17 protein-coding genes and 1 pseudogene are annotated in these 21,595 nt (G+C 72.0%); 13 read left to right on the forward strand and 5 right to left on the reverse strand.

Going from position 1 to position 21,595, the window contains the following annotated elements:
* Positions 1 to 171 precede the first annotated feature (171 nt).
* The 3 genes from hpf to ABD481_RS43400 all read left to right on the forward strand — a co-directional run bounded on the left by hpf (position 172) and on the right by ABD481_RS43400 (position 2,657).
* Positions 172 to 906 (forward strand): ribosome hibernation-promoting factor, HPF/YfiA family, encoded by a 735-nt coding sequence (gene hpf / locus ABD481_RS43390; RefSeq protein ID WP_344671767.1) that lies wholly within the window; start codon positions 172 to 174, stop codon positions 904 to 906.
* Between the two features lie 164 nt (positions 907 to 1,070).
* Positions 1,071 to 1,781: a response regulator gene (locus ABD481_RS43395; RefSeq protein ID WP_344671768.1), complete on the forward strand. Its 711-nt coding sequence runs from the start codon at positions 1,071 to 1,073 to the stop codon at positions 1,779 to 1,781.
* 48 nt (positions 1,782 to 1,829) lie between these two features.
* Positions 1,830 to 2,657, forward strand: coding sequence for a hypothetical protein (locus ABD481_RS43400; protein WP_344671769.1), 828 nt, complete (start codon positions 1,830 to 1,832; stop codon positions 2,655 to 2,657).
* A gap of 79 nt (positions 2,658 to 2,736) precedes the next feature.
* Here the strand turns inward: ABD481_RS43400 and ABD481_RS43405 are convergent, their stop codons facing one another.
* Both ABD481_RS43405 and ABD481_RS43410 read right to left on the reverse strand, forming a co-directional pair.
* Entirely contained in the window at positions 2,737 to 3,942 is a 1,206-nt protein-coding gene (locus ABD481_RS43405) for a winged helix-turn-helix domain-containing protein (protein ID WP_344671770.1), read from the reverse strand.
* Positions 3,943 to 4,054: 112 nt separating this feature from the next.
* The gene (locus ABD481_RS43410) at positions 4,055 to 4,684 is read right to left on the reverse strand and encodes a GNAT family N-acetyltransferase (protein WP_344671771.1); all 630 of its coding nucleotides are present in this window, start codon (positions 4,682 to 4,684) and stop codon (positions 4,055 to 4,057) included.
* A gap of 176 nt (positions 4,685 to 4,860) precedes the next feature.
* Between ABD481_RS43410 and secA the strand changes: the two genes are divergently transcribed.
* Together secA and ABD481_RS43420 are read left to right on the forward strand one after the other, a co-directional pair.
* Positions 4,861 to 7,650 carry a preprotein translocase subunit SecA gene (gene secA / locus ABD481_RS43415; protein ID WP_344671772.1) on the forward strand — a complete coding sequence of 930 codons (2,790 nt, stop codon included), beginning with the start codon at positions 4,861 to 4,863 and terminating at the stop codon, positions 7,648 to 7,650.
* A 110-nt stretch (positions 7,651 to 7,760) separates the two neighbouring features.
* On the forward strand, positions 7,761 to 8,585 hold the full coding sequence (locus ABD481_RS43420) for an Rv3235 family protein (protein WP_344671773.1): 825 nt from the start codon (positions 7,761 to 7,763) through the stop codon (positions 8,583 to 8,585).
* 75 nt (positions 8,586 to 8,660) lie between these two features.
* On the opposite strand, the gene ABD481_RS43425 is transcribed toward ABD481_RS43420, so the two are convergent.
* Positions 8,661 to 10,475, reverse strand: a complete 1,815-nt coding sequence (locus ABD481_RS43425) for a bifunctional lysylphosphatidylglycerol flippase/synthetase MprF (RefSeq protein ID WP_344671774.1) — start codon at positions 10,473 to 10,475, stop codon at positions 8,661 to 8,663.
* Positions 10,476 to 10,643: 168 nt separating this feature from the next.
* Here ABD481_RS43425 and ABD481_RS43430 point away from each other — a divergent pair, with 168 nt between their 5' ends.
* From ABD481_RS43430 to ABD481_RS43450, 5 genes are all read left to right on the forward strand, one after another.
* Positions 10,644 to 11,639, forward strand: coding sequence for a patatin-like phospholipase family protein (locus tag ABD481_RS43430; protein ID WP_344671775.1), 996 nt, complete (start codon positions 10,644 to 10,646; stop codon positions 11,637 to 11,639).
* A 56-nt stretch (positions 11,640 to 11,695) separates the two neighbouring features.
* Positions 11,696 to 12,190: a DUF6912 family protein gene (locus ABD481_RS43435; protein WP_344671776.1), complete on the forward strand. Its 495-nt coding sequence runs from the start codon at positions 11,696 to 11,698 to the stop codon at positions 12,188 to 12,190.
* A 58-nt stretch (positions 12,191 to 12,248) separates the two neighbouring features.
* On the forward strand, positions 12,249 to 12,911 hold the full coding sequence (locus ABD481_RS43440; RefSeq protein ID WP_344671777.1) for an HAD family hydrolase: 663 nt from the start codon (positions 12,249 to 12,251) through the stop codon (positions 12,909 to 12,911).
* 266 nt (positions 12,912 to 13,177) lie between these two features.
* A complete protein-coding gene (gene pruA / locus ABD481_RS43445) occupies positions 13,178 to 14,836 on the forward strand; it encodes an L-glutamate gamma-semialdehyde dehydrogenase (protein WP_344671778.1) in 1,659 nt (552 codons plus the stop codon).
* A 70-nt stretch (positions 14,837 to 14,906) separates the two neighbouring features.
* Positions 14,907 to 15,341 carry a hypothetical protein gene (locus ABD481_RS43450; RefSeq protein ID WP_344671779.1) on the forward strand — a complete coding sequence of 145 codons (435 nt, stop codon included), beginning with the start codon at positions 14,907 to 14,909 and terminating at the stop codon, positions 15,339 to 15,341.
* Between the two features lie 26 nt (positions 15,342 to 15,367).
* On the opposite strand, the gene ABD481_RS43455 is transcribed toward ABD481_RS43450, so the two are convergent.
* Entirely contained in the window at positions 15,368 to 15,862 is a 495-nt protein-coding gene (locus ABD481_RS43455; RefSeq protein ID WP_344671780.1) for a MarR family winged helix-turn-helix transcriptional regulator, read from the reverse strand.
* A gap of 60 nt (positions 15,863 to 15,922) precedes the next feature.
* Here ABD481_RS43455 and ABD481_RS43460 point away from each other — a divergent pair, with 60 nt between their 5' ends.
* The 3 genes from ABD481_RS43460 (at position 15,923) to ABD481_RS43470 (ending at position 21,265) form a co-directional block, all read left to right on the forward strand.
* Positions 15,923 to 17,380, forward strand: coding sequence for an MFS transporter (locus tag ABD481_RS43460; RefSeq protein ID WP_425559414.1), 1,458 nt, complete (start codon positions 15,923 to 15,925; stop codon positions 17,378 to 17,380).
* A 178-nt stretch (positions 17,381 to 17,558) separates the two neighbouring features.
* Positions 17,559 to 20,081, forward strand: coding sequence for a HelD family protein (locus tag ABD481_RS43465; RefSeq protein WP_344671782.1), 2,523 nt, complete (start codon positions 17,559 to 17,561; stop codon positions 20,079 to 20,081).
* A gap of 242 nt (positions 20,082 to 20,323) precedes the next feature.
* Positions 20,324 to 21,265, forward strand: coding sequence for a zinc-binding dehydrogenase (locus ABD481_RS43470; protein WP_344671783.1), 942 nt, complete (start codon positions 20,324 to 20,326; stop codon positions 21,263 to 21,265).
* A gap of 7 nt (positions 21,266 to 21,272) precedes the next feature.
* On the opposite strand, the pseudogene ABD481_RS43475 reads toward ABD481_RS43470, so the two are convergent.
* Positions 21,273 to 21,595 (reverse strand): annotated as a pseudogene (locus ABD481_RS43475) (ribonuclease inhibitor); the annotation flags it as partial.

Here is a 21,595-nt window from a genome sequence, read left to right on the forward strand (position 1 = left end):
CACTTCGATCCCCAGGCACGATCCGCACCGGGCGTACGTTGGAGATCCATAAGAGAGCAGTACTCCGATCGACCCTCCCGGAGGCGCCGCTGGTCATACCAACTTCCCGACGCCGAAGCCGCAGGCCGCAGAGCCCGGCAGCAGATCTGGACGCGAGATTGGAGAACGCGCGTGGACATCGTCGTCAAGAGCCGCCATCACGAGGTGACCGACCGGTTCCGTCGGCACGTGATGGAGAAGCTGGCCAAGGTGCAGGAGATGGACGACAAAGCCATCAGCCTCACCGTGGTGCTGGGGGAGGAGAAGAATCCCCGGCAGGCCGAGCAGAAGGACCGGATCGAACTGACGCTGGACTGCCCGGGGCCGGTGATCCGGGCCGAGGCCACCGCCGCCGACCCGTATTCGGCCCTCGACCTGGCCACGGCCAAGCTCCAGGCACAGATCCGGAAGGCCAAGGACCGGCGCAAGATCCACCGCAACCGCAAGGCGATCGCCGAGTCGATCAAGCACCTGCCGGCCATGGCGGACCTGCCGCCGGGCACCGCGCCGCTGCTGACCTCGGACGGCGCCGTGGACGACAACCCCGAGGTCGATCTGCGGCCGTACGCGGCCGCCGGCCCGGACCACGAGGGCCCGATGGTGGTGCGCGAGAAGACCCACTCCGCGGCCCCGATGACGCTGGACCAGGCGCTCTACGAGATGGAGCTGGTCGGCCACGACTTCTACCTCTACGTCGACAAGGACTCCGGCCTGCCGGCCGTGGTGTACCGCCGCCACGCCTACGACTACGGCGTCATCCGGCTGGAGCCGGGCGAGGCCCCGGGCGAGCCGGACCTGATGGACGACGGGGTGCGCAGTGCCGCGGCCTCCTCGCCCTCGGACCGGATGGCCGGCGCCCGACGCTGAGGATTCTCCGGCATTTTCTGTGGCTTTCCCGAAAGGCGACAGGACCTTGATCCACAGCATTCCAGGACGCTGATCTGAGCGGACACCCCTGTGGGGCCGGTTCCGACCGGCCCCACAGGGGTGTCCCGACCGGGGAAACCCGGGGGTGATCACTCGTCCGGGTAATGTCATGCGCCCTTGTGAGGTGTCATCATGGTTCTGTGTCGGAAGCCATAAGAGTCCTCATAGCCGACGACCACACCTTGCTGCGCCGAGGGCTGGCGGTCGTGCTCGACACCGAGGACGACATCGAGGTCGTGGGCGAGGCCTCGGACGGCGCCGAGGCCGTGGTCAAGGCCGAGCAGCTGGCCCCGGACGTGGTGATCCTGGACGTCCGGATGCCCGACACCGACGGCCTGGCGGCCTGCGCCGCGATCAAGCGCTCGGTGCCGAACGCCAAGGTCATCATGCTCACCTCCAGCGACGAGGAGGCCGACCTCTACGAGGCGGTCAAGAGCGGCGCCTCCGGCTACCTGCTCAAGAGCGTGCTCCCGCACACCATCCCGGACGCGCTGCGCGCCGTGCAGCGCGGCGAGTCGCAGGTCAGCCCGACGATGGCGGCCAAGCTGCTGACCGGCTTCGCGGCCCTGGCGCGCGGCGCCGAGGCCCCGCCGGCCCCGGTGCCGGCCGCCGCGCCCAGGCTCACCGACCGGGAGATGGAGGTGCTCAAGCTGGTCGCCACCGGGCGCAACAACCGGGAGATCGCCAAGGAGCTGTTCATCACCGAGAACACCGTGAAGAACCACGTCCGCAACATCCTGGAGAAGCTCCAGCTGCACTCCCGGATGGAGGCCGTGGTCTACGCGGTGCGCGAGAAACTGCTGGAGATCACCTGAGGTCCGCGGCTTGACACCGTGACGGCGATCGCGCGTAGGTTCGAGTCCATGGACATCACCGTGACGCTGCGCGACGCCGTCGACGGCGCGGTGATCGCCCGCACGGTGATGCCGTCGCGGGCCCTGCCCCCGGCGTTCGACGGCACCCAGCTGCTGGAGGCGGCCGGCGAGGTCTGGCGCGTGCTGCGCGCCGAGCCGGCCTTCCGCGAGGAGTACGAGCTGCTCGGCGCGCTGGAGCTGACCCTGCGCCGGGTCGACGACGAACCCCCGGTACGGATGATCCCGGCCCGCGACATCCACTTCAGCATGTCCAGCATCAGCGACCCGCTGCCGGCCATCGCCGCCCCGCTGGACGGCCGCTCGATGCTGCTGGTCAAGGACGACCTGTGGCGCGACGTGGAACTGGTCGGCCCCTTCGCGGCCCGCGCGGTCCGGGCCAACCTGGCGGCCATCCGCCGGGTGCAGACCGAGTTCCGCTCCGGCCCCGGCTTCACCGAGATCCACCTGCGCACCGACCCCGCCGAACCCCTCGAAGGAGTGGTGCTGACGGTCGAGGACCTGGCCGCGGGCCTGGGCACCACCACCCACTTCGTACGCCCGGTGGCGATCGAGGGCCAAGGCGTGGTCCGAAGCGGCTACGCCCTCTCGGTCGCCGACGGCGTGCACGTCTACGGAACGGTTGACCAAGCGAGCCGCGTGACGGTGGCCGGAGTGCACCGCACCGGCGTCGCCGGACCCCGGGTCGCCGACGACTTCGCGACCCTGACCCGGACCCGCGGCCTGACCCTCGTCGACTGGCGCGCCGGCGTACAGACCGACGACGCGGAGGAACTCGCCGACTGGTTCGCCGAGCCGCCGCAGCCGCTGTGGCGTTAGTGGATCAGGGTTGAGCGATTTCGTTGGGGTGTCGGCGCGCCGACGCCGAGGTACGCGCCGATTGGTTCGCCGTGCCGGTTCAGCCCAACTCCGCCCGCAGCGCCGCCTCCCGCGGGCCGCCGCCGGTCACCTGCTCGACCACCACGTGGTCGCAGCCGACCCAGCCTGCGGCCTCGCGCAGGGCGTCGGCCATCGGGCGTGCGGCGTTCGGCGTGTCCAGCGACACTTTCTTCGCCACCAGCGTTCTGCCCTCGCGCTTGGGGTCCACGCGGCCCAGCAGCTTGCCGCCGGCCAGCAGCGGCATCGCGAAGTAGCCGTGGATGCGCTTGGCGGCCGGGGTGTAGGCCTCGATGCGGTGCACCATGCCGAAGATCCGCTCCATCCGGTCGCGTTCCCAGATCAGGGAGTCGAAGGGGGACAGCAGGGTGGTCCGGTGCCGGCCTTTGGGGCCGCCGGCCGCGAGCAGGTCCAGGGCCGCCGGGTCGGCCCAGGCGGGCTGGGCCCAGCCGCGGACCGTCACCGGGACCAGGCCGGTCTGCTCCATCAGCGGCTTCGCGTCGGGGATCTTGAGGCGGTAGTAGTCGGCCAGGTCGCCTATGGTGCCGATGCCCAGCCGGGCTCCGGCCAGGGCCAGGAGGCGGACGTGGGCCTGTTCGGCGGTCGGCTCCGGCGTGTCGAGCACCGCCTTGGGCAGTGCGCGTTCGGGCAGGTCGTAGACCCGGCGCCAGCCGCGGCGCTCCACGCAGACCACGTCGCCGGTGGCCAGCAGCTTCTCGACCGCGATCTTGGTGTCCGACCAGTCCCACCACTCCGCGCTCTTGCGCGCCCCGCCGAAGTCGGCGGTGGTGAGCGGGCCCTCGTCGCGCAGCTTGCCGAGCACCGTGGCGGTGGTCTCCGAGGACGTCGGCATGCCCCAGCCGCCGTTCTCCCGCGCGCGGTAGTTCGCGCGGCGGTAGGCGAACGTCGGCCATTCCTCGACCGGGAGGATGCAGGCCGCGTGCGCCCAGTACTCGAAGGTCGAGGCCCCGTGCGTCTCGTGGTTCCAGTACGCCTTCTCGACGGCGTCCCGGCCGACCGCCCCGAGCCGCGCGTACGGCACCAGCTCGTGCGAGCGGGCGAGCACGCTGATCGTGTCCAGCTGCACCGCTCCCAGGCCGTGCAGCACGCCCGCCACCCCGGCCCGGCGGTCCGGCACGCCGATCAGGCCCTGGGCGTGCAGGGCCAGGCGGCGCGCCTCGTCGGCGGACAACTCGGTGATCTTGGCGGGCGGCGGCAGGGATGTCACAGACGCCACGCTAGTCGCCGCCGCCGACAACTTCGGTGGCCGGAATCCGCCACCGGTCCGTCACCAGTCCGCCACCAGTCGGCCACGGCATGCTTCGACGGTCACCGGCCCGCTACTTCAGCTCCCCGGGCAGCACATCGGCCAGCCACATGTCGGCGCGCCGCCCCCGGTGCTCGTGCGACCCGCGTTGCAGGCCGACCATCGTGAACCCGAGCTTGTCCACCACCCGGCGGGACGGCGCGTTCCCGTCGAACGCCTGCCAGGTGACGCGGCCCAGCGCGAGCTCCTCGAAGCCCCAGCGGATCACCTCGCGCACGGCCTCGGTGATGTAGCCGCGCCCCCGGGTCTCCGGATTGGCCCAGTAGCCGATCTCCGCCGTCCGCACGCCGCGGCCCTCGCTGAGCTTGGCGATCCCGCCGAGACCGACCGCCCCGGCGATCTGCCCGGTGGCCTTCACCAGCACGGCGAACGTCGCCTCGTCGCCGGCGGCGAACCCGTTCGGGGTGTGCTCCCGGACGAACCACTCGGCGTCCGTCTCCCCGTAGGGCGACGGGACGGTGGTCCAGCGCTGGATGTCGGGGTCCTGGCAGATCTTGTGGACCTCCGGTATGTCCTCCTCCCGCCAGGGCCGCAGCAGCAGCCGCCCGGTCTCCAGCGGGCCGCGGGGCAGGGGAGTGAGGGCCGGACGGGAGGTCTGCCTGGGAACCGGCGCGGGGTGGCCGTGCGTTTCCGGTACGTCCATCGCCCCACCGTATGGGAGCGGCGTCGGTCGTCTCCACGGAATATGCCGATGATCATTACGGCGCGGTCTTCCCTTGGAGTGCAGCCCGTCGCATAACATGTTGGAAAAGGCGGGGCGGACCCTGCCTGCCAGGATTCCCAACCGGGTGCTGATCCGTATTCGAGGAGTTGTCTGCCGTGGCGCGTCTGTTCGACAAGGTCTTGCGGGCCGGTGAGGGGAAGATCCTGCGCCGCCTGGAGGCCATCGCCGACCTCGTCGAGGAGATCGAGGAGGACTACGTCCAGATGAGCGACGCGGAACTGCGCGCTCAGACCGACGAGTTCCGCGCCCGCCTGGAGGACGGCGAGACGCTCGACGACCTGATGCCCGAGGCGTTCGCGGTGGTCCGGGAGGCCGCCAAGCGCACCCTGGGCCAGCGGCACTACAAGGTGCAGCTGATGGGCGGTGCCGCCCTGCACCTCGGCAACATCGCCGAGATGCGCACCGGCGAGGGCAAGACCCTGGTCGGTACCCTGCCGGCGTATCTGAACGCGCTGGCCGGCCAGGGCGTGCACATCGTCACCACCAACGACTACCTGGCCGAGCGCGACTCGTCCTGGATGGGCCGGGTGCACCGGTTCCTGGGCCTGAAGGTCGGCGTGATCCTGGCGAACATGACGCCGGCCGAGCGCCGTGAGCAGTACAGCTGCGACATCACCTACGGCACCAACAACGAGTTCGGCTTCGACTACCTGCGCGACAACATGGCGTGGTCCCGGGACGAGATGGTGCAGCGCGGCCACTTCTACGCCTGCGTCGACGAGGTGGACTCGATCCTGATCGACGAGGCCCGGACCCCGCTGATCATCTCCGGCCCGGCGGACCAGGCCACCAAGTGGTACATGGACTTCTCCAAGATCGTCGACCGGCTGGCCGCCGACGTCGACTACGAGGTGGACGAGAAGAAGCGCACCGTCGGCATCCTGGAGCGCGGCGTGGAGCGGGTCGAGGACCTGCTCGGCATCGACAACCTCTACGAGTCCGTGAACACCCCCCTGGTCGGCTACCTGAACAACGCCATCAAGGCCAAGGAGCTGTTCAAGAAGGACAAGGACTACGTCGTGATGAACGGCGAGGTCATGATCGTCGACGAGCACACCGGCCGCATCCTGGCCGGCCGCCGCTACAACGAGGGCATGCACCAGGCCATCGAGGCCAAGGAGAACGTCGAGATCAAGGACGAGAACCAGACGCTGGCCACGATCACGCTGCAGAACTACTTCCGCCTCTACGACAAGCTGGCCGGCATGACCGGTACCGCGATGACCGAGGCCGCGGAGTTCCAGCAGATCTACAAGCTGGGCGTGGTGCCGATCCCGACGAACAAGCCGCTGGTCCGCAAGGACCAGCAGGACCTGATCTACGTCACCGAGGAGGCGAAGTTCGAGGCGGTCGTCGAGGACATCGCCGAGCGCAGCGCCACCGGCCAGCCGGTGCTGGTGGGCACCACCTCGGTGGAGAAGTCCGAGTACCTGTCCACGATGCTGCGCAAGCGCGGCGTCCCGCACGAGGTGCTGAACGCCAAGTACCACGAGCGCGAGGCGGCGATCGTGGCCCAGGCCGGCCGCAAGGGCGCGGTCACCGTGGCCACCAACATGGCCGGCCGCGGTACCGACATCCAGCTCGGCGGCAACCCCGAGGACCTGGCCACCGCCGAGCTCTACCAGCGCGGCCTGGACCCCGAGGGCACCCCGGAGGAGTGGGTGGCCGCGCTGCCGGAGGCGCTGGAGAAGGCCAAGCGCAAGGTGAAGGCCGAGCACGACGAGGTCCAGGACCTCGGCGGCCTGTACGTGCTGGGCACCGAGCGCCACGAGTCCCGCCGCATCGACAACCAGCTGCGCGGCCGCGCCGGCCGCCAGGGCGACCCCGGCGAGACCCGGTTCTACCTGTCGCTGGGCGACGACCTGATGCGGATGTTCAAGGCCGGCATGGTCGAGCGCGTGCTGTCGATGGCCAACGTCCCCAAGGACGTGCCGATCGAGCACAAGATGGTGACCCGGGCCATCGCCTCGGCCCAGACCCAGATCGAGCAGCAGAACTTCGAGATCCGCAAGAACGTCCTGAAGTACGACGAGGTCCTCAACCGCCAGCGTCTGGTGGTCTACGAGGAGCGCCGCAAGGTGCTCGACGGCGCGGACCTGGAGGACCAGGTCCGGCTGATGATGGACGACACCATCGCCGGCTACGTCGACGCCGCCACCTCCGAGGGCTATGCCGAGGAGTGGGACCTGGACAAGCTCTGGACCGCGCTGGAGACCCTCTACCCGCTGTCGGTGTCGGTGGAGGAGATCGAGGACGCCGCCGGCGGCCGCGACAAGGTCACCCGCGACGTGCTGGTCGACGAGCTGACCGCGGACATCCGCTCCGGCTACGACGGCCGCGAGGCCCAGCTCGGCGAGCAGATCACCCGCGAGCTCGAGCGCCGCGTGGTGCTGTCGGTGCTGGACCGCAAGTGGCGCGAGCACCTCTACGAGATGGACTACCTCCAGGAGGGCATCGGCCTGCGTGCCATGGCCCAGCGCGACCCGCTGGTCGAGTACCAGCGCGAGGGCTACGCCATGTTCCAGTCGATGATGGACGCCATCAAGGAGGAGTCGGTCGGCTACCTGTTCAACCTCAAGGTCGAGGTGGAGGCGGTCAACCAGGACCCGGCGTCCCAGGCCCAGGCGGCGGCCACGGCCAACGCCCTGGGCGGCGGCCCGAACGGCGTCCAGGACGCCACCCCGCAGCTGCACGCCAAGGGCCTGGACGCGCCCCGCCGCCCCGACCACCTGAGCTACACGGCCCCCACGGTCGACGGCGAGGGCGGCGTGGTCCAGCGGGTCGAGACCTACGCCGACTACCGCGGCGACGCGGTCCCGGACGAGCCGGCGGCCCAGGACGAGACCCCGCGCCGCCGCTCCTCCGGCAAGCGCAAGAAGCGCTGACCCACCCCGCTCCACTGCGCCGAACGGCTGACTTCCCCCGAGGAAGTCGGCCGTTCGGCATTTCCCTGTGATCTCCTGGGACCCCGCACCCGGCGACGAGGGGAGGCCCCGTGGCACCGACGCGCTCGCTCCGCGCGGTGGGCACCGCCACCCTCGGCGCCCGCTGGCACCGTGATAACAGGCCAGACTTTCCCGGCATCGCCATCTGGCTCGACGCCACCGCCGAGTTCGAACTCGAAGACCTCCCCGACGAAGAAGCCCCCGACGACGAACCCCCCGCCGAGGAACCCCCGGACCCGCACCGCACCGACCCCGTCCCCTGGCTGGTCGACGCGGGCACCCCCGAATACGCCCGGATCTGGCCGCCCCTGGCCGGCTCCGGCCGCGAACCCCGCCCGGGCCTGCTGGTCTCGGTGGTGCGCGCCGGGGACGTGACCGTCTACCCGACCCCGCTGCCCGACCCACCGGCGGGCGCGATCGCACGCGCGATGGCGCGGTTGAAGCGGCCGACCGGGGCTGAAGCGGAGACGGCGGCCGAGACGGCGCTGCTGCCCGGCCGCCAGCCCGATCGGCCAGGCATCCTGATCGCCGAAGTCGGCCCGCCCGACCCGGCGCCGCCCCCGAAACCACAGGCCGCACCACGCAAGGACTACACCGAAGTCAGAGCCCTGGTGGGACTACTGGTGGAAGTCCTTGTAGGCCGCCGCGCCCCGACCCAAGCAGCGAAATGGACGACCCCCGAAGTCCGCGGCAAGCTCCGCCTCCCGCGCTTCACCCGCGGCGCGACCCTCAAATCCGTCCGCCTGTCCGACGGCGGCACCGGCATCGAGGCCCTGGCCCTGGTCCGCGACGGCGGCCGCACGAGGGTGGTCGCGCTGCGCTTCGACCGGGCGGACGACGCGCGGTGGCAGTGCACTGCGCTCCAGGCGGGATGACGGCAGAGTCTTCAGAACCAAAAACCAAACCCAGGGATTTGACGCCAGCGGCATCCGAACCCAGACTGCCAGCCCTCACACCCGCCGCCGCACCGCACCCCCCACCGCATCCCCCACCGAGTCCTGGTCCCCGATCGAGCCGTGCTCCGGCCCCTGCGCGGTCCCGTTCCCCCGCCCCCGCGCCAAGTCCCCGGCTCCCGCGACCCGGTGGCGGTCCAGCGGCAGTGAGAACTCCATCGCCAGGGCGGCGGCTGCGAGCCAGCCGACTTCGCCCCAGGTGCGGAAGAGGACCGAGCGGGGTTGCCAGGCGGGGCGGAATTTGGCGTTGAAGCGGTAGAGGGACTCCAGCATGATCCATGGGTCGAGGAGGTGGATGGCGCGGTAGGCCAGGCGTTCCAAGGGAGTGCGGCGGGAGCCGGCGTCCATGATGGGGCGGAAGGCGGCGAAGTTGAGGGAGATGTCGGCGATGCCGCGGGCTTTGGCCCAGTCGATCAGGTCGATGATCAGGCGTTCGTTCACGCCGTTGGGGCTGGTCGGGTCGCGGGGCATCACGTCGAGGGACAGGGCTGTCGGGGTGGCGGAGGGGCGGTTGGCGCCGACCGGGTGGTAGCGCTGGAAGCCGATCGCGCGGCCGGCGGCGTCGTGGGCGATGATCAGCAGGGCGTCGGGGTGGCGGGCCGAGGTGATGGCGTCGAGGTTCATCGCGAAGCCGTGCTCGGCGTGTCCCTTCAGCCACCGCTGGTGGATGGCCAGCAGTTGCTCCGCTTCGGCGGCGTCCAGTGCGTTCTCTCGCAGGACCTGGGTGGTGATGCCCGCCTTGTGCGTGCGGCGCACCGCTTGGCGGACGTTGCGGATCGCCCGCCCCTCCAGCGAGAAGCCCGCCACGTCGAGCATCACCTCGTCGCCGATGCCGATTCCGCGCATCCCGTGCTCGTGCCACATCGGCAGCAGCCCTTCGCGCGCGCCCAGCACTGCGGGCCGCCAGCCGCGCCGGCGGCACAGGGCCAGGAACTCCTCGACCGCGGCCTCCTGGGCGTCCGCCGCGCCGAACGGGTCGCCGCCGACCACGGCGGTCCCCAGGAACACCCGGTAGCCGATCGCCGCGCGGCCGTCCGGGGCGAACACATACGACTTGTCGTGCCGCAGCGCGAAGGGCGCCAGGGTGTCCGAGTCGGGGTGCTGGACCAGCCGCCGCGCCCGCTCGCGCTCGGCCTCGGTGCCGGGCGGCGGCGCGGGCGCGGGCGCCAGCAGGCAGGCCAGGACGAGCAGCAGCGTTACGCCGCCGAGCAGCGACAGCCCGTGGATGAACCACGACCGCCCCTCCAGCGTCATCGGCCCCGGGTTCGCCGTCAGCCCGTCGAACAGCTCCCGCCCCAGCCCCACCGGGGTCAGCGACTCGCTCAGCCGTCCCCGTTGCAGGAACAGCCCGCCGCCGCCGACCACGAAGGCCACGACCGCCAGCCCCAGGAACAAGTGCAGCGCGGTGCGCACCCGCGCCGGGTCCGGCAGGGCGCTGAACCGCGTCCGCGCGCCCCACAGCGCGAAGGCGAACGCCGCCATCGGCAGCAGCCGCCAGGGCTGGTCCCACGTCAGCAGCGACATCAGCGCCGACCACAGCACCGCCGCGGCCGTCAGATACAGCGCCATCAGCCGTCGTACATGCAGCCCGCGCGCCAGCAGCAGCAGGGCCAGTCCGATGTGGACGGCGTGGCCGCCGGAGGGGACCGCGCCGACGATCACGATCACCGTGCGGGTCAGCCAGCCCGGAGGGCTGTCGGTGGCCGCGTAGCAGAACAGCGTCACCGCCGCGGCCAGCACGAGCGCCGCGAAAGGCCACACCGCGAGCCGGTCCTCGGGGACCGCCGCCTCGCGCACGCGCTTGTCAGCCATGGGCCCAACCTCCCGTGACACACGAACAGCCCCCGACTGTCACGGTATTCCCCTTAGGAACCCCGCGCATCAGACATTCGATCGCCCCGATCGTGGGTCCACGCCGGTTTCCCCGGTCACCGACGGTGGAAGAGTCGGTGGAACGGGACTGCCGAGGGGAGTGAGGCGATGGCTTCCAGGGCGCTGCGCCGAGGTCTGGTGCTGGGTGGCGGCGGCATGCTCGGCGCGGCCTGGACCACCGGCGCACTGAATGTGCTGACCCAGGCCGTGTCCTGGGACCCGCGCGAGGCCGAGATGCTGGTCGGGACGTCGGCCGGCGCGGTGCTGGCGGCCCTGATCGGCGCCGGCGCCTCCCCGGCCGACCTGTACGAGCACCAGCTCACCGGCCGCATCTCCCGCGGCCCGCTGGCCGGCCTGGAGTTCGACTACGCGACCGCGGCCGGCGGCGTCCATCCCGAGCGCCCGCGCCTGCGCCTGGGCTCCGGCCACCTCCTGGCGCGCACCGCCCGCCACCCGCGCTCCGTGCCGCCGACCGCGGTCATGGCCGCGGCCCTGCCGCCCGGCCGGGGCTCGCTGGGCGGCGTCGGCGAGCTCGTCAGGAGCCTGCCGGACGACGGCGCCGGCTGGTCCCCGCACAAGGCGCTGCGGGTGGTGGCGCTGGACTTCGCCACCGGCCGCCGCGTCACCTTCGGCGGCGCCCGCGCGCCCCGCACCACCCTGGCCGAGGCGGTCACCGCCTCCTGTGCCATCCCCGGCTGGTTCGCGCCGGTCGTGATCGAGGGCCGCCGCTACGTCGACGGCGGCATGTGGTCGGCGACCAACGTCGACGTCGCCGCCAAGCGCGGATTCCAGGAGATCGGCGAGCCGCCGCTGGACGAGCTCTACGTGCTGGCGCCGATGGCGGTCCACGGCTTCGACGGGCCGCCGCGCAGCGTCCTGGAGCGCGCCATCCGCCGCTATCGCCGCGCCGTCACCAGGCGGATGCTGGCCGAGGTGCAGCGGGTGCGGGCCGACGGCACCCGGGTCGTCGTGTTCTGCCCCACGGCCGAGGACATCCACGCCATCGGCTTCAACATGATGGACGCCGGACGCCGCCCGCACGTCCTGGACACCGCGATCCGCACCACCGGGGCGCAGGTGGCGGCGCAGCGCGCCGCGGCCTGAACCCGGTCCGGCACCGGCAGGCACTGGATCGAACGTCAGAAGGGGATAATGGCGCAATGCGCGTCTACCTTCCCGCGACCCTGTCAGCGCTCGCCGAACTGCACAAGACGGGCCGTCTCACCCCCGCGCCGCTGACGGCGTACGCGGTCACCCCGGCGCTGCGCGAGTGGTACACGGAAGGGGACAGCGAGGAACTGGAGTACGCCGCCATGACCGACGCGGCGCGGGCGTCGCTGCGCCTGCTGGCCGACGCCGCCGAGGCGCCCCGGCGCCGGGTGGTGATCGCGGCCGAGGTGCCGGACGCCCAGGCCGTCCCGGTCCACGACAGCGCCGAGCCCGGGCTGGTCCGGGTGACCGCCGAGGTCCCGCTGTCCTGGGTGGCCTCGCTGCACGTCGACGACCCCGCGGTGCTCGACGAGGTGGCGCTGGCGGTGGTGCTGCTCGGCGCGGCCGAGGCCGGGGACGAGGACGCGGCGTTCACCGTCGACGGCATCGACGACCACGAGCTGCTCTGGTACGCCACGCAGGAGCTGCCGGACCTGCTCGGCTGAGTGAAATCCGGTTGGTGGCCGCCGATACCCTGTCCGGGTGACCGTGCCGAATAATCACATGCCATTGCACCTCGTCTGGGACTGGAACGGCACCGTTCTGAACGACTTCGAGATCATCCTGCGCTCGACCAACGACTCCTTCGGCGACCACGGCCTGGCGCCGATAACGGCCGAGCAGTACCGCACGCAGATCAAGATGCCGATCCGGTCCTTCTACGCCGACATCCTCGGCCACGAGCCGACCGACGAGGAGTGGGAGGGGCTGGACTCCACCTTCCACAAGTACTACGTCGCCTACGAGCGCCAGGCCCGCCTGTCCGACGGCCTGCCGGACCTGTTCCGGGACTGGGCCGGCCGCGGCCACTCGCAGTCGCTGTTGTCGATGTACCACGACGACAAGCTGGTGCCGGTGGTCGGCCACCACGGCATCGCGCACCACTTCGCGCTGGTCCAGGGCACGACCCCGCCCCGGCCGGCCCGCAAGGCCGAGCACCTGGCCGACCACCTGCGGCGGCTGCGGATGGAGCCCTCCCGGGTGGTGCTGATCGGCGACTCCCCGGACGACGCCGCGGCCGCGCGTAGCGTCGGGGCGCGCGTCATCCTCTACTCCGGCGGGTTCGCCGCGGCGGCGTCGCTGCGGGCCACCGGAGCGCCGATCGCGGACAGCCTGATCGCGGCGGTGGCGATGATCGAGGAGCTCGGGGCGGCCGAGGAGGCCTGATCCGGCCGGGGGCGGCGGGACCTGTGCATCGCGCGACCTGTGCCTCGCGGGACCTGTGCATCGCGAGACTTGAGCACGGCGGGGCCTGCGCAAACACGGCGGGACCCGCGCGCTGCCGGGTACGTCGATCGGCGCAATGGTGTGGCGGGGGCATCCGCGCCACGATGGGATGCGGATAACCCGGTCCCGCCGCCACCCGCCACCGCCTGCCGAGGAGATCCTCGCTCCGCGGTGTCCACGGGGCCCGAGAGGAGTCTGCCGAGATCATGGCCGAGCACGCGTACGAGAACGTCACCGGCGTCACGAGGGTCCCCGTTCCGCATAACGAACCGGTGCTCGCCTACCCTCCCGGCAGCCCCGACCGGGTCGCGCTGACCGCGAAGCTGACCGAGCTGAGCAGCCGGCGGCACGACCTGACCGCGACCATCGGCGGGCACCGGCGGCCCGGCGGCGGCGAGCCGATCGACGTGGTGCAGCCGCACCACCACAAGTCCGTGCTCGGCACCCTGCACAACGCCACCCAGGACGACGCGCGCGCCGCCGTGGCGGCCGCCCGGGAGGCGGCGCCGGCCTGGCGGGCCATGTCCTTCGACGACCGCGCCGCGATCCTGCTGCGGGCCGCCGACCTGCTGGCCGGGCCGTGGCGGGCCACCTTGAACGCCGCGACGATGCTCGGGCAGTCCAAGACGGTGGTGCAGGCCGAGATCGACAGCGCCTGCGAGCTGATCGACTTCTGGCGCTTCAACGTGGCGTTCGCGCGGCAGATCCTGACCGAGCAGCCGCCGGAGAACGCGCCGGGGGTCTGGAACCGGACCGACCACCGGCCGCTGGACGGCTTCGTCTACGCGATCACCCCGTTCAACTTCACCGCCATCGCCGGCAACCTGCCGACCGCCCCGGCGCTGATGGGCAACACGGTGATCTGGAAGCCGTCGCCGACGCAGCAGCTGGCGGCGCACTTCACGATGCGGCTGCTGGAGGCCGCCGGCCTGCCGCCCGGGGTGGTCAACATGCTGCCGGGCGACGGGCTCGCGGTCTCCGAGGTGGTGCTGGCCGACCCGCACCTGGCCGGGATCCACTTCACCGGCTCGACCCCGACCTTCCAGCACCTGTGGCGCACGGTCGGCGAGAACATCGCCGCCTATCGCGCGTACCCGCGGATCGTGGGGGAGACCGGCGGCAAGGACTTCGTGCTGGCGCATCCCAGCGCGGACCGGGCGCTGCTGAAGACCGCGCTGACGCGCGGCGCGTTCGAGTATCAGGGCCAGAAGTGCTCGGCCGCCTCCCGCGCCTACATCCCGCGGTCGCTGTGGGAGGCCGGCGGTCTGCGCGAGGACTTCGCGGCCGAGGTCGACGGCCTGAGCATGGGCGACGTCACCGACATGGGCAACTTCCTGGGCGCGGTGATCGACGACCGCGCGTTCGCCAAGCACCGCCGGGTCCTGGACATCGCGCACCGCGACGACTCGATCCGGATCGTCGCCGGCGGCACGGCCGACGACTCGGTCGGCTACTTCGTACGGCCGACGGTGATGGTGTGTACGAACCCGGACCACGAGATCTTCTCCACCGAGTACTTCGGCCCGCTGCTGTCGGTGTACGTGTACGACGACGCCGACTACGACCGCGTCCTGCGCGGCGTCGAGGGCGTCACCCGCTACGCTCTGACCGGCTCGATCATCGCCCAGGACCGCGCGGCGGTCGCCGAGGCGATGAGCGTGCTGCGCTTCGCGGCCGGCAACTTCTACGTCAACGACAAGCCGACCGGCGCCGTCGTCGGCCAGCAGCCGTTCGGCGGCTCCAAGGCCTCGGGCACCAACGACAAGGCCGGCTCGCCGCAGAACCTGCTGCGCTGGACCTCGACGCGCTCGATCAAGGAGACGTTCGTGGCGCCGACGGACTATCGGTATCCGTCGATGGGATGAGCCGCGGGTCACCCACGGTCCCTGACGTACCCGCCGCCGCCCTGAGGGTGGCGGCGGGTACGTTCGCGCCATGTCAATGTGGTTGACCCTGGCGCCGATACCGGCCGACCGTGCGAGCGTTGTGGCAGAGGACTTCGCGAAGGCGTTCGGCGCCGACTATCGGCTCCTGACCGGGATCGGGGAGGACCGGGCCGAGGTGGAGGCCGATGTCGAGCCGGGGGGCGACTTCCCGGAGTGGACCGCGGTCTTCCCGGCGCTGGCGCGGTGCCTGGGGCACGGCTGTGCGGAGATCGGCGGGTACGAGTTCGGATACGGTCCGGCGTTCCTGATCCCGGCGGACGAGGTCGCCGGGGTGCGGGCGGGCCTGATCGCCGAAGGCTGGTGCTCCGGCGCTCAGACTGACGGCGACAGCGCCAGCGACGGCGACAACGTCTTCGAAGATCTCGCGCGACTGCTCGCCCGAGCACTCGCAAGCGGCGCCGCGGTCGCCGGCGGGGTGGACTGACCGCCGGGCCCGACGCCGTCCCCTGATCAGGCTTCCCGGTCCCACGCGGTCGAGGCCGACCGGGCCAGGTCGACCACGTTGCTCAGGAAGTCCAGGATGGTGTCCAGCTGGTCGGCGTCGTACTTGTCGAGCATGCTGATGGACACGTTGTTCATCCCCGCGAACAGGCGGACGATCTCGCCGACCCGCTCGCGCACCGGCTGGATCAGGACCACGCGGCGGTCGTCGGGGTCGCGTTCGCGGGCGACCCAGCCGCCCTTCTCCAGCTTGTCGAGGATGCCGGTCATGGTGGCCGGGTGCATGCCCAGGCGCTGACCGAGGGCCTTGGCGCTCATCGCCCCGTCGCGCATCAGCACGTCCAGGGCCTTCATCTCGACGTCGCGCAGGCCGACCTGCTCGCCGGCGCGCAGGTTGAGGACCGTCATCACCACGCTCATCTCGCGGATGGTCTCCGTGATCCGGTTGATGGTCTGGCGCCGGGCCCGGGAGAGCTCGGCGTCGCTGGATGATACGGAACTCATATGATACCTTCTTCGTATCGTACGGAACTCAAAGTTAATCGTACTCGAGGGGGTACTGGCGTGTCTGCGTCTTTCCTATCAACCGGGCGGGGGAAGCTCATCTTGCTCCTGCTCTGCGGCGTCGCGTTCCTGGATCTCGTGGACGCCTCGATCGTGAACGTGGCGTTGCCCTCCATCCGTAAGGACCTCGACTTCAGCACGCAGGGCCTGCAGTGGGTGCCCAGCGGCTACCTGCTCACCTACGGCGGCTTCATGCTGCTCGGCGGCCGGGCCGCCGACCTGTTCGGCCGGCGGCGGATCCTGCTCACCGGGACCACGGTGTTCGCCGTCGCCTCGCTGGCCGGCGGTTTCGCCAACACCGCTGGGCTGCTGGTCGCCGCCCGGCTGGTGCAGGGTATCGGCGCCGCCCTCATGATGCCCGCCGCGCTGTCGCTGCTCACCACCACCTTCAAGGAAGGCTCGGACCGGACCAAGGCGTTCGGCGCCTGGGGCGCGGTGGCCGGCCTGGCCTCGGCGGTCGGCGTGCTGGCCGGCGGGCTGCTGACCGACGGCCCGGGCTGGCGCTGGGTGATGTTCGTGAACCCGCCGGTGTGCCTGCTGATCCTGGTCGCGGCCTACCGGATGTTCGAGCCCGAGGACAAGAAGGTGTCGATCAAGGGTCTGGACCTGTTCGGCGCGTTCCTGGTCACCTCCGGGATGCTGCTGCTGGTCTTCGCGCTGGTCAAGGCGCCCGACCAGGGCTGGGGCTCGGCCCGGACGGTGCTGGAGCTGTCCGGCGCCGGCGTGCTGCTCGTGGTGTTCCTGCTGAACGAGCGCGTGACCCGCCAGCCGCTGCTGCCGCTGTCGATCTTCCGGATCCGGGGGCTGGCCGCCGCCGACTTCACGCAGCTGGTCAGCGTCGCCGGGTTCATCTCCATGTTCTTCTTCCTGACCCTCTACATGCAGGGCGTGCTCGGCTACTCGCCGATCCGCACCGGCCTGGCCTACCTGCCGATCACCGTCGGCGTCGGGATCGGGGCGAGCATCGCGCCGAAGCTGGTGGCCAAGGTGGGCACCCGGCCGGTGGTCGTGGTCGGCTCGGTGATCGCCTCGTCCGGCATCTTCCTGCTGTCCCGGCTGAAGGTGGACGGCTCGTTCACCACCGGTCTGCTGCCCGGCATGGTGGTGATGGCCTTCGGCCTCGGGTTCGTGTTCGTGGCCATCACCACGGCGGCCAACGCCGGGGTGCCGCACCACCAGGCCGGCCTGGCCGCGGCGCTGCTGAACGCGTCGCAGCAGGTCGGCGGGGCGCTCGGGCTGGCGGTCTTCTCGGCGGTGTCCACGGCGCGGGTGAACCACCAGTTGGCGCACGGCGTGAGCCAGCCGGCGGCCTTCACCTCGGGGTTGTCCCGGGCGCTGTTCGCCTGCGCGGTGGCGGTGATGTGCGGGGCGGTGATCGCGCTGCGGACCCGGAACGTGCACAGCGAGGCCGAGGCCGAGGGGCTGGCCGAGGTCGAAGGGCTGGTCGCGGTCGGATGACGGGGCCCTGAACCGGGCGCGAAACAACGGTGCCGAACCCCGGTCGGACGCTGTACCGGTGCCCAGGAACGCCGATGCCCGAAGTCTCTGCGGTAGCGTCTGCTATCGTAAAGATTTCGGGCACACAGATATAACCACCTGATGGTTATGCCCCGAATCTAGAATGTCGGGAGGCGTTTTGTCAAGGGGTACGGACGAGATCTTTAACGAACAGCAGTACCTGAACCTCTTGTACGACCGTCTCGACACTCTGCGGGCCCGGGCCGCGGGCCAGCTCGCCGGGGTGCTGAGCAGCGACCGCGGCGGCACCCAGCAGGCCCGGACCGAGCGCGACAACCTGGCCACCGCCGGGGCCGGCCGGGTCGCGCAGCTGGACGCCGCCGAGGAGGGCCTCTGCTTCGGCCGCCTGGACCTGACCGAGGGCGAGCGCCGCTACATCGGCCGGATCGGGATCCTGGACGACGACGGCGACTTCGAGCCGCTGCTGGTGGACTGGCGCGCCCCGGCCGCCCGGCCGTTCTACGTCGCGACCTCGGCCGCGCCGCAGGGCGTGCGCCGCCGGCGCAGCATCCGCACCCGGTTCCGGACCGTGGTCGGGCTCGACGACGACGTGCTGGACCTGGACGTGGCGGCCGGCGACGGGGCCTCCGGCCTGGTCGGCGAGGGCGCGCTGCTGGCGGCGCTGACCGCCGGGCGCACCGGCCGGATGCGCGACGTGGTGGAGACCATCCAGGCCGAGCAGGACACGGCGATCCGCTCGGAGCTGCGCGGCGTGCTGGTGGTGCAGGGCGGCCCCGGCACCGGCAAGACCGCGGTGGCGCTGCACCGCGCGGCCTACCTGCTCTACACCTATCGCGAGCGCCTGGTGAAGCGCGGCGTGCTGATCGTCGGCCCGAACCCGACCTTCCTGCGCTACGTCTCGCACGTGCTGCCGGCGCTGGGGGAGACCAGCGCCGTGCTGTCGACCGTCGGCGAGCTGTTCCCGGGGGTGCGGGCCTCGCGGACCGATGCCCCGGAGGTCGCCGAGATCAAGGGCCGCGCGGTGCTGGCCGACGTGATCGCCGGCGCGGTCCGGGCCCGGCAGCGGGTGCCCGAGGACGCGCTGGAGGTGGTCTACGAAGGCGTGAAGTACCGGCTGGAGCGCGCGACCTGTGTCGCGGCGCGGGAGGCCGGGCGCGGCGCGCACCGGCTGCCGAACTTCGGCCGCAAGGCATTCGCCGAGCACATCATCGACGCGCTGGCCGGGCAGGTGGTGGACCGGCTCAACGACGACCCGCACCGGCAGGAGACGCTGGCGCTGGTGAACCTGATCGCCGCCGAGCTCGGCGAGGAGCCCGGGGACATGGCCGACGGCGTGTTCCTCGGCGTGGAGGACCGGAACCGGATCGCCGAGGCGCTGGTCGAGGAGCCGAGCGTGCAGGAGGCGCTGGACTGGCTGTGGCCGCAGCTGACGCCGCAGCGGCTGCTGGCCGAGCTGTTCGCGACGCCGGAGCTGCTGCGGGAGGCGGTGCAGGAAGCGGGGGAGGGTGCTCGGGGCGCTGAGGCTGTTCAGGGAGCTGAGAACGCTGAGGGCACTGAGAACACTGAGAACACTGAGAACACTGAGAACACTGAGAACACTGAGAACACTGAGGGCCCGGCGCTGTTGACGGACGCCGAGCTCGACCTGCTGCTGCGCACCCCCGGCGGCTGGTCCGCGGCCGACATCCCGCTCCTGGACGAGGCCGCCGAGCTGCTCGGCGACGTCGACACCGCGGAGGCGGCGCGCCGGGCCGAGGCGGCGCGCCGGGCCCGGATCGCCTACGCGCAGGGCGCGCTGGAGGTCGCCGAGGGCTCCCGCTCGATCGACCTGGAGGACCCGCGCGAGGAGATCGTCACCGCGGTGGACCTGGTCTCGGCCGAGATGCTGGCCGAGCGCTTCGAGGAGGTGGACGCCCGCAGCGTCGCCGAGCGCGCGATGGCCGACCGGACCTGGACGTTCGGGCACGTCATCGTCGACGAGGCGCAGGAGCTCTCGCCGATGGCCTGGCGGCTGCTGATGCGCCGCTGCCCGGCCCGGTCGATGACGCTGGTCGGCGACGTGGCCCAGACCGGCGACCCGGCCGGCGCCAGGTCCTGGGGCGAGATGCTGGCCCCGCACGTGGAGGACCGCTGGCGGCTGGCCGAGCTGACGGTGAACTACCGCACCCCGGCCGAGATCATGGCGCTGGCCGCCGAGGTGCTGCGCCGCATCGACCCGGCCCTGACCCCGCCGCGCTCGGTGCGCTCGGCCGGGGAGGAGCCGCGGACCGTGACGGTGCCGGCCGGCGAGCTCGTCGAGCGGGACGCCGAGCTGGCGGCGGCCGAGGACGCGGCGCTGGCCGCCGGCGACGCCGCGGACGGCACCGGGACCGACGGCGGCGGGGCCGGGGCCGGCGGCCGGCTGGCCGTCCTGGTCCCGGCCGTGCTGGCGGCGGATGTGGCGGAGGCGGTCCGGGCCCGGCTGCCCGAGGCCGGCCTCGGCGCCGACCCGGACCTGGAGCGGCGCACCGTCGTGCTGCCGGTGCGGCAGGCCAAGGGGCTGGAGTTCGACACGGTGCTGGTGGTCGAGCCGGACGCGGTCGCCGCCGCCGTCCCGCACGGCGAGAACGACCTCTACGTCGCCCTCACCCGGGCCACCCGGAGGCTGGTGATCGTCGAATCGGCCGACTCCGAGGACTGAGACGTGCGCCGCGGGGCGGTGCCGCCGGTCCGGCCCGCCGGGCTGTCCCACGGGACTGATACCCGCCCGCCGGAATCGGCGACCGGCGTTGCCTGACCGGAATCGGCGGCCGGCGTGCCTGACCGGATCGCCGACCGGATCTGCGACCGGCCCTCGCTGTGGCGTGCGCGCCGGGCATCAGTGCCGTGACGGCGCGCACAACCGCGCGGTCGGGCCGGGTGCCGGAGTCTATGCTCGGCGGCATGTTCGCTGTGAGCGCCGTGCGCATCGACCCCAAGGACTCGCTCTCCGGTCTCGAACTCGGCGAGCGGCCCGAACCGGCCGCCCGGCCCGGCTGGACCGCCGTCACGGTGAAGGCCGCCGCGCTGAACCACCACGACCTGTGGACCCTGCGCGGCGTCGGGATCACCGAGGACAAGCTCCCGATGATCCTGGGCTGCGACGGCGCCGGCGTCACCGACGACGGTGCCGAGGTCCTGATCCACTCGGTGATCGACGCCCGCGACGGCAAGCCGTCCATCCTTACCGAGGCCTACGACGGCACCTTCGCCGAGCGGGTCCTGGTCCCCACCGCCAACCTGGTGCCCAAGCCGGACGTGCTGAGCTGGGAGCAGGCGGCCTGCCTGCCCACGGCCTGGCTCACCGCGTACCGGATGCTGTTCCGCAACTCCGGGCTGCACCCCGGCGGCACCGTCCTGGTCCAGGGGGCCGGCGGCGGCGTGGCGACCGCGCTGATCGTGCTGGCCCGGGCCGCCGGGTTCCGGGTCTGGGCGACCTCGCGCAGCGAGGAGAAGCGGGCCCGGGCGCTGGAGCTCGGCGCGCACGCGGTCTTCGAGTCCGGCGCGCGCCTGCCCGAGCGGGTGGACGCGGTCATGGAGACGGTCGGCGCCGCGACCTGGTCGCACTCGGTGAAGGCACTGCGCCCCGAGGGCACGATCGTGATCTCCGGCGCCACCTCCGGCGGGATGCCCCCGGCCGAGCTGACCCGGATCTTCTTCCTCCAGCTGCGCGTGGTCGGCTCCACGATGGGCTCGCTGGACGAGCTCAAGGCCCTGGTGCGGATGTGCGAGGCGACCGGGGTGCGGCCGGTGGTGGACTCGGTGCTGCCGCTGGCCGAGGCGCGGTCCGGGTTCGAGCGGATGGCCGAGGGCGAGGCGTTCGGGAAGATCGTCTTCACGCTCTGAGCGCTGTTCAGGAAGGCGGCGCGGTCCGATACACGCTGCGGATCGCCTTCACGTCCGGGGCGACGTCGAACACCGACGCCGGGACGCCGGCGGCGAACACGGCCAGCTCCCGCTTCACCCGCTTCGCGATGCCGTCGCCGAGCATGAACCTGGTCGGGGTGGCGGCCCGCGCCGCCCCGTCGAGCAGCCGGAGCGCGCCGCGGCTGCCGAGCTCGGTGTGGCGCAGGTCCAGGTGGCCGAGGCGGTGCGGGGCGGCCAGCGCCTCGGCGCCGACCGCCGCCCCGGCCCCGTCGAGGCGGTTGTCGGCGGCCGCCAGCGTCGCGGCCGCGT

The organism is Catenulispora yoronensis (genome assembly GCF_039531695.1).
Lineage (GTDB): Bacteria > Actinomycetota > Actinomycetes > Streptomycetales > Catenulisporaceae > Catenulispora > Catenulispora yoronensis.

Coding starts and splice junctions, on each gene's coding strand:
- ABD481_RS43395 (WP_344671768.1), top strand. CDS start 1,071: ATGTCATGCGCCCTTGTGAGGTGTCATCATGGTTCTGTGTCGGAAGCC.
- ABD481_RS43400 (WP_344671769.1), top strand. CDS start 1,830: ATGGACATCACCGTGACGCTGCGCGACGCCGTCGACGGCGCGGTGATC.
- ABD481_RS43410 (WP_344671771.1), bottom strand. CDS start 4,684: ATGGACGTACCGGAAACGCACGGCCACCCCGCGCCGGTTCCCAGGCAG.
- ABD481_RS43425 (WP_344671774.1), bottom strand. CDS start 10,475: ATGGCTGACAAGCGCGTGCGCGAGGCGGCGGTCCCCGAGGACCGGCTC.
- ABD481_RS43430 (WP_344671775.1), top strand. CDS start 10,644: ATGGCTTCCAGGGCGCTGCGCCGAGGTCTGGTGCTGGGTGGCGGCGGC.
- ABD481_RS43435 (WP_344671776.1), top strand. CDS start 11,696: ATGCGCGTCTACCTTCCCGCGACCCTGTCAGCGCTCGCCGAACTGCAC.
- ABD481_RS43440 (WP_344671777.1), top strand. CDS start 12,249: ATGCCATTGCACCTCGTCTGGGACTGGAACGGCACCGTTCTGAACGAC.
- pruA (WP_344671778.1), top strand. CDS start 13,178: ATGGCCGAGCACGCGTACGAGAACGTCACCGGCGTCACGAGGGTCCCC.
- ABD481_RS43450 (WP_344671779.1), top strand. CDS start 14,907: ATGTCAATGTGGTTGACCCTGGCGCCGATACCGGCCGACCGTGCGAGC.
- ABD481_RS43455 (WP_344671780.1), bottom strand. CDS start 15,862: ATGAGTTCCGTATCATCCAGCGACGCCGAGCTCTCCCGGGCCCGGCGC.
- ABD481_RS43470 (WP_344671783.1), top strand. CDS start 20,324: ATGTTCGCTGTGAGCGCCGTGCGCATCGACCCCAAGGACTCGCTCTCC.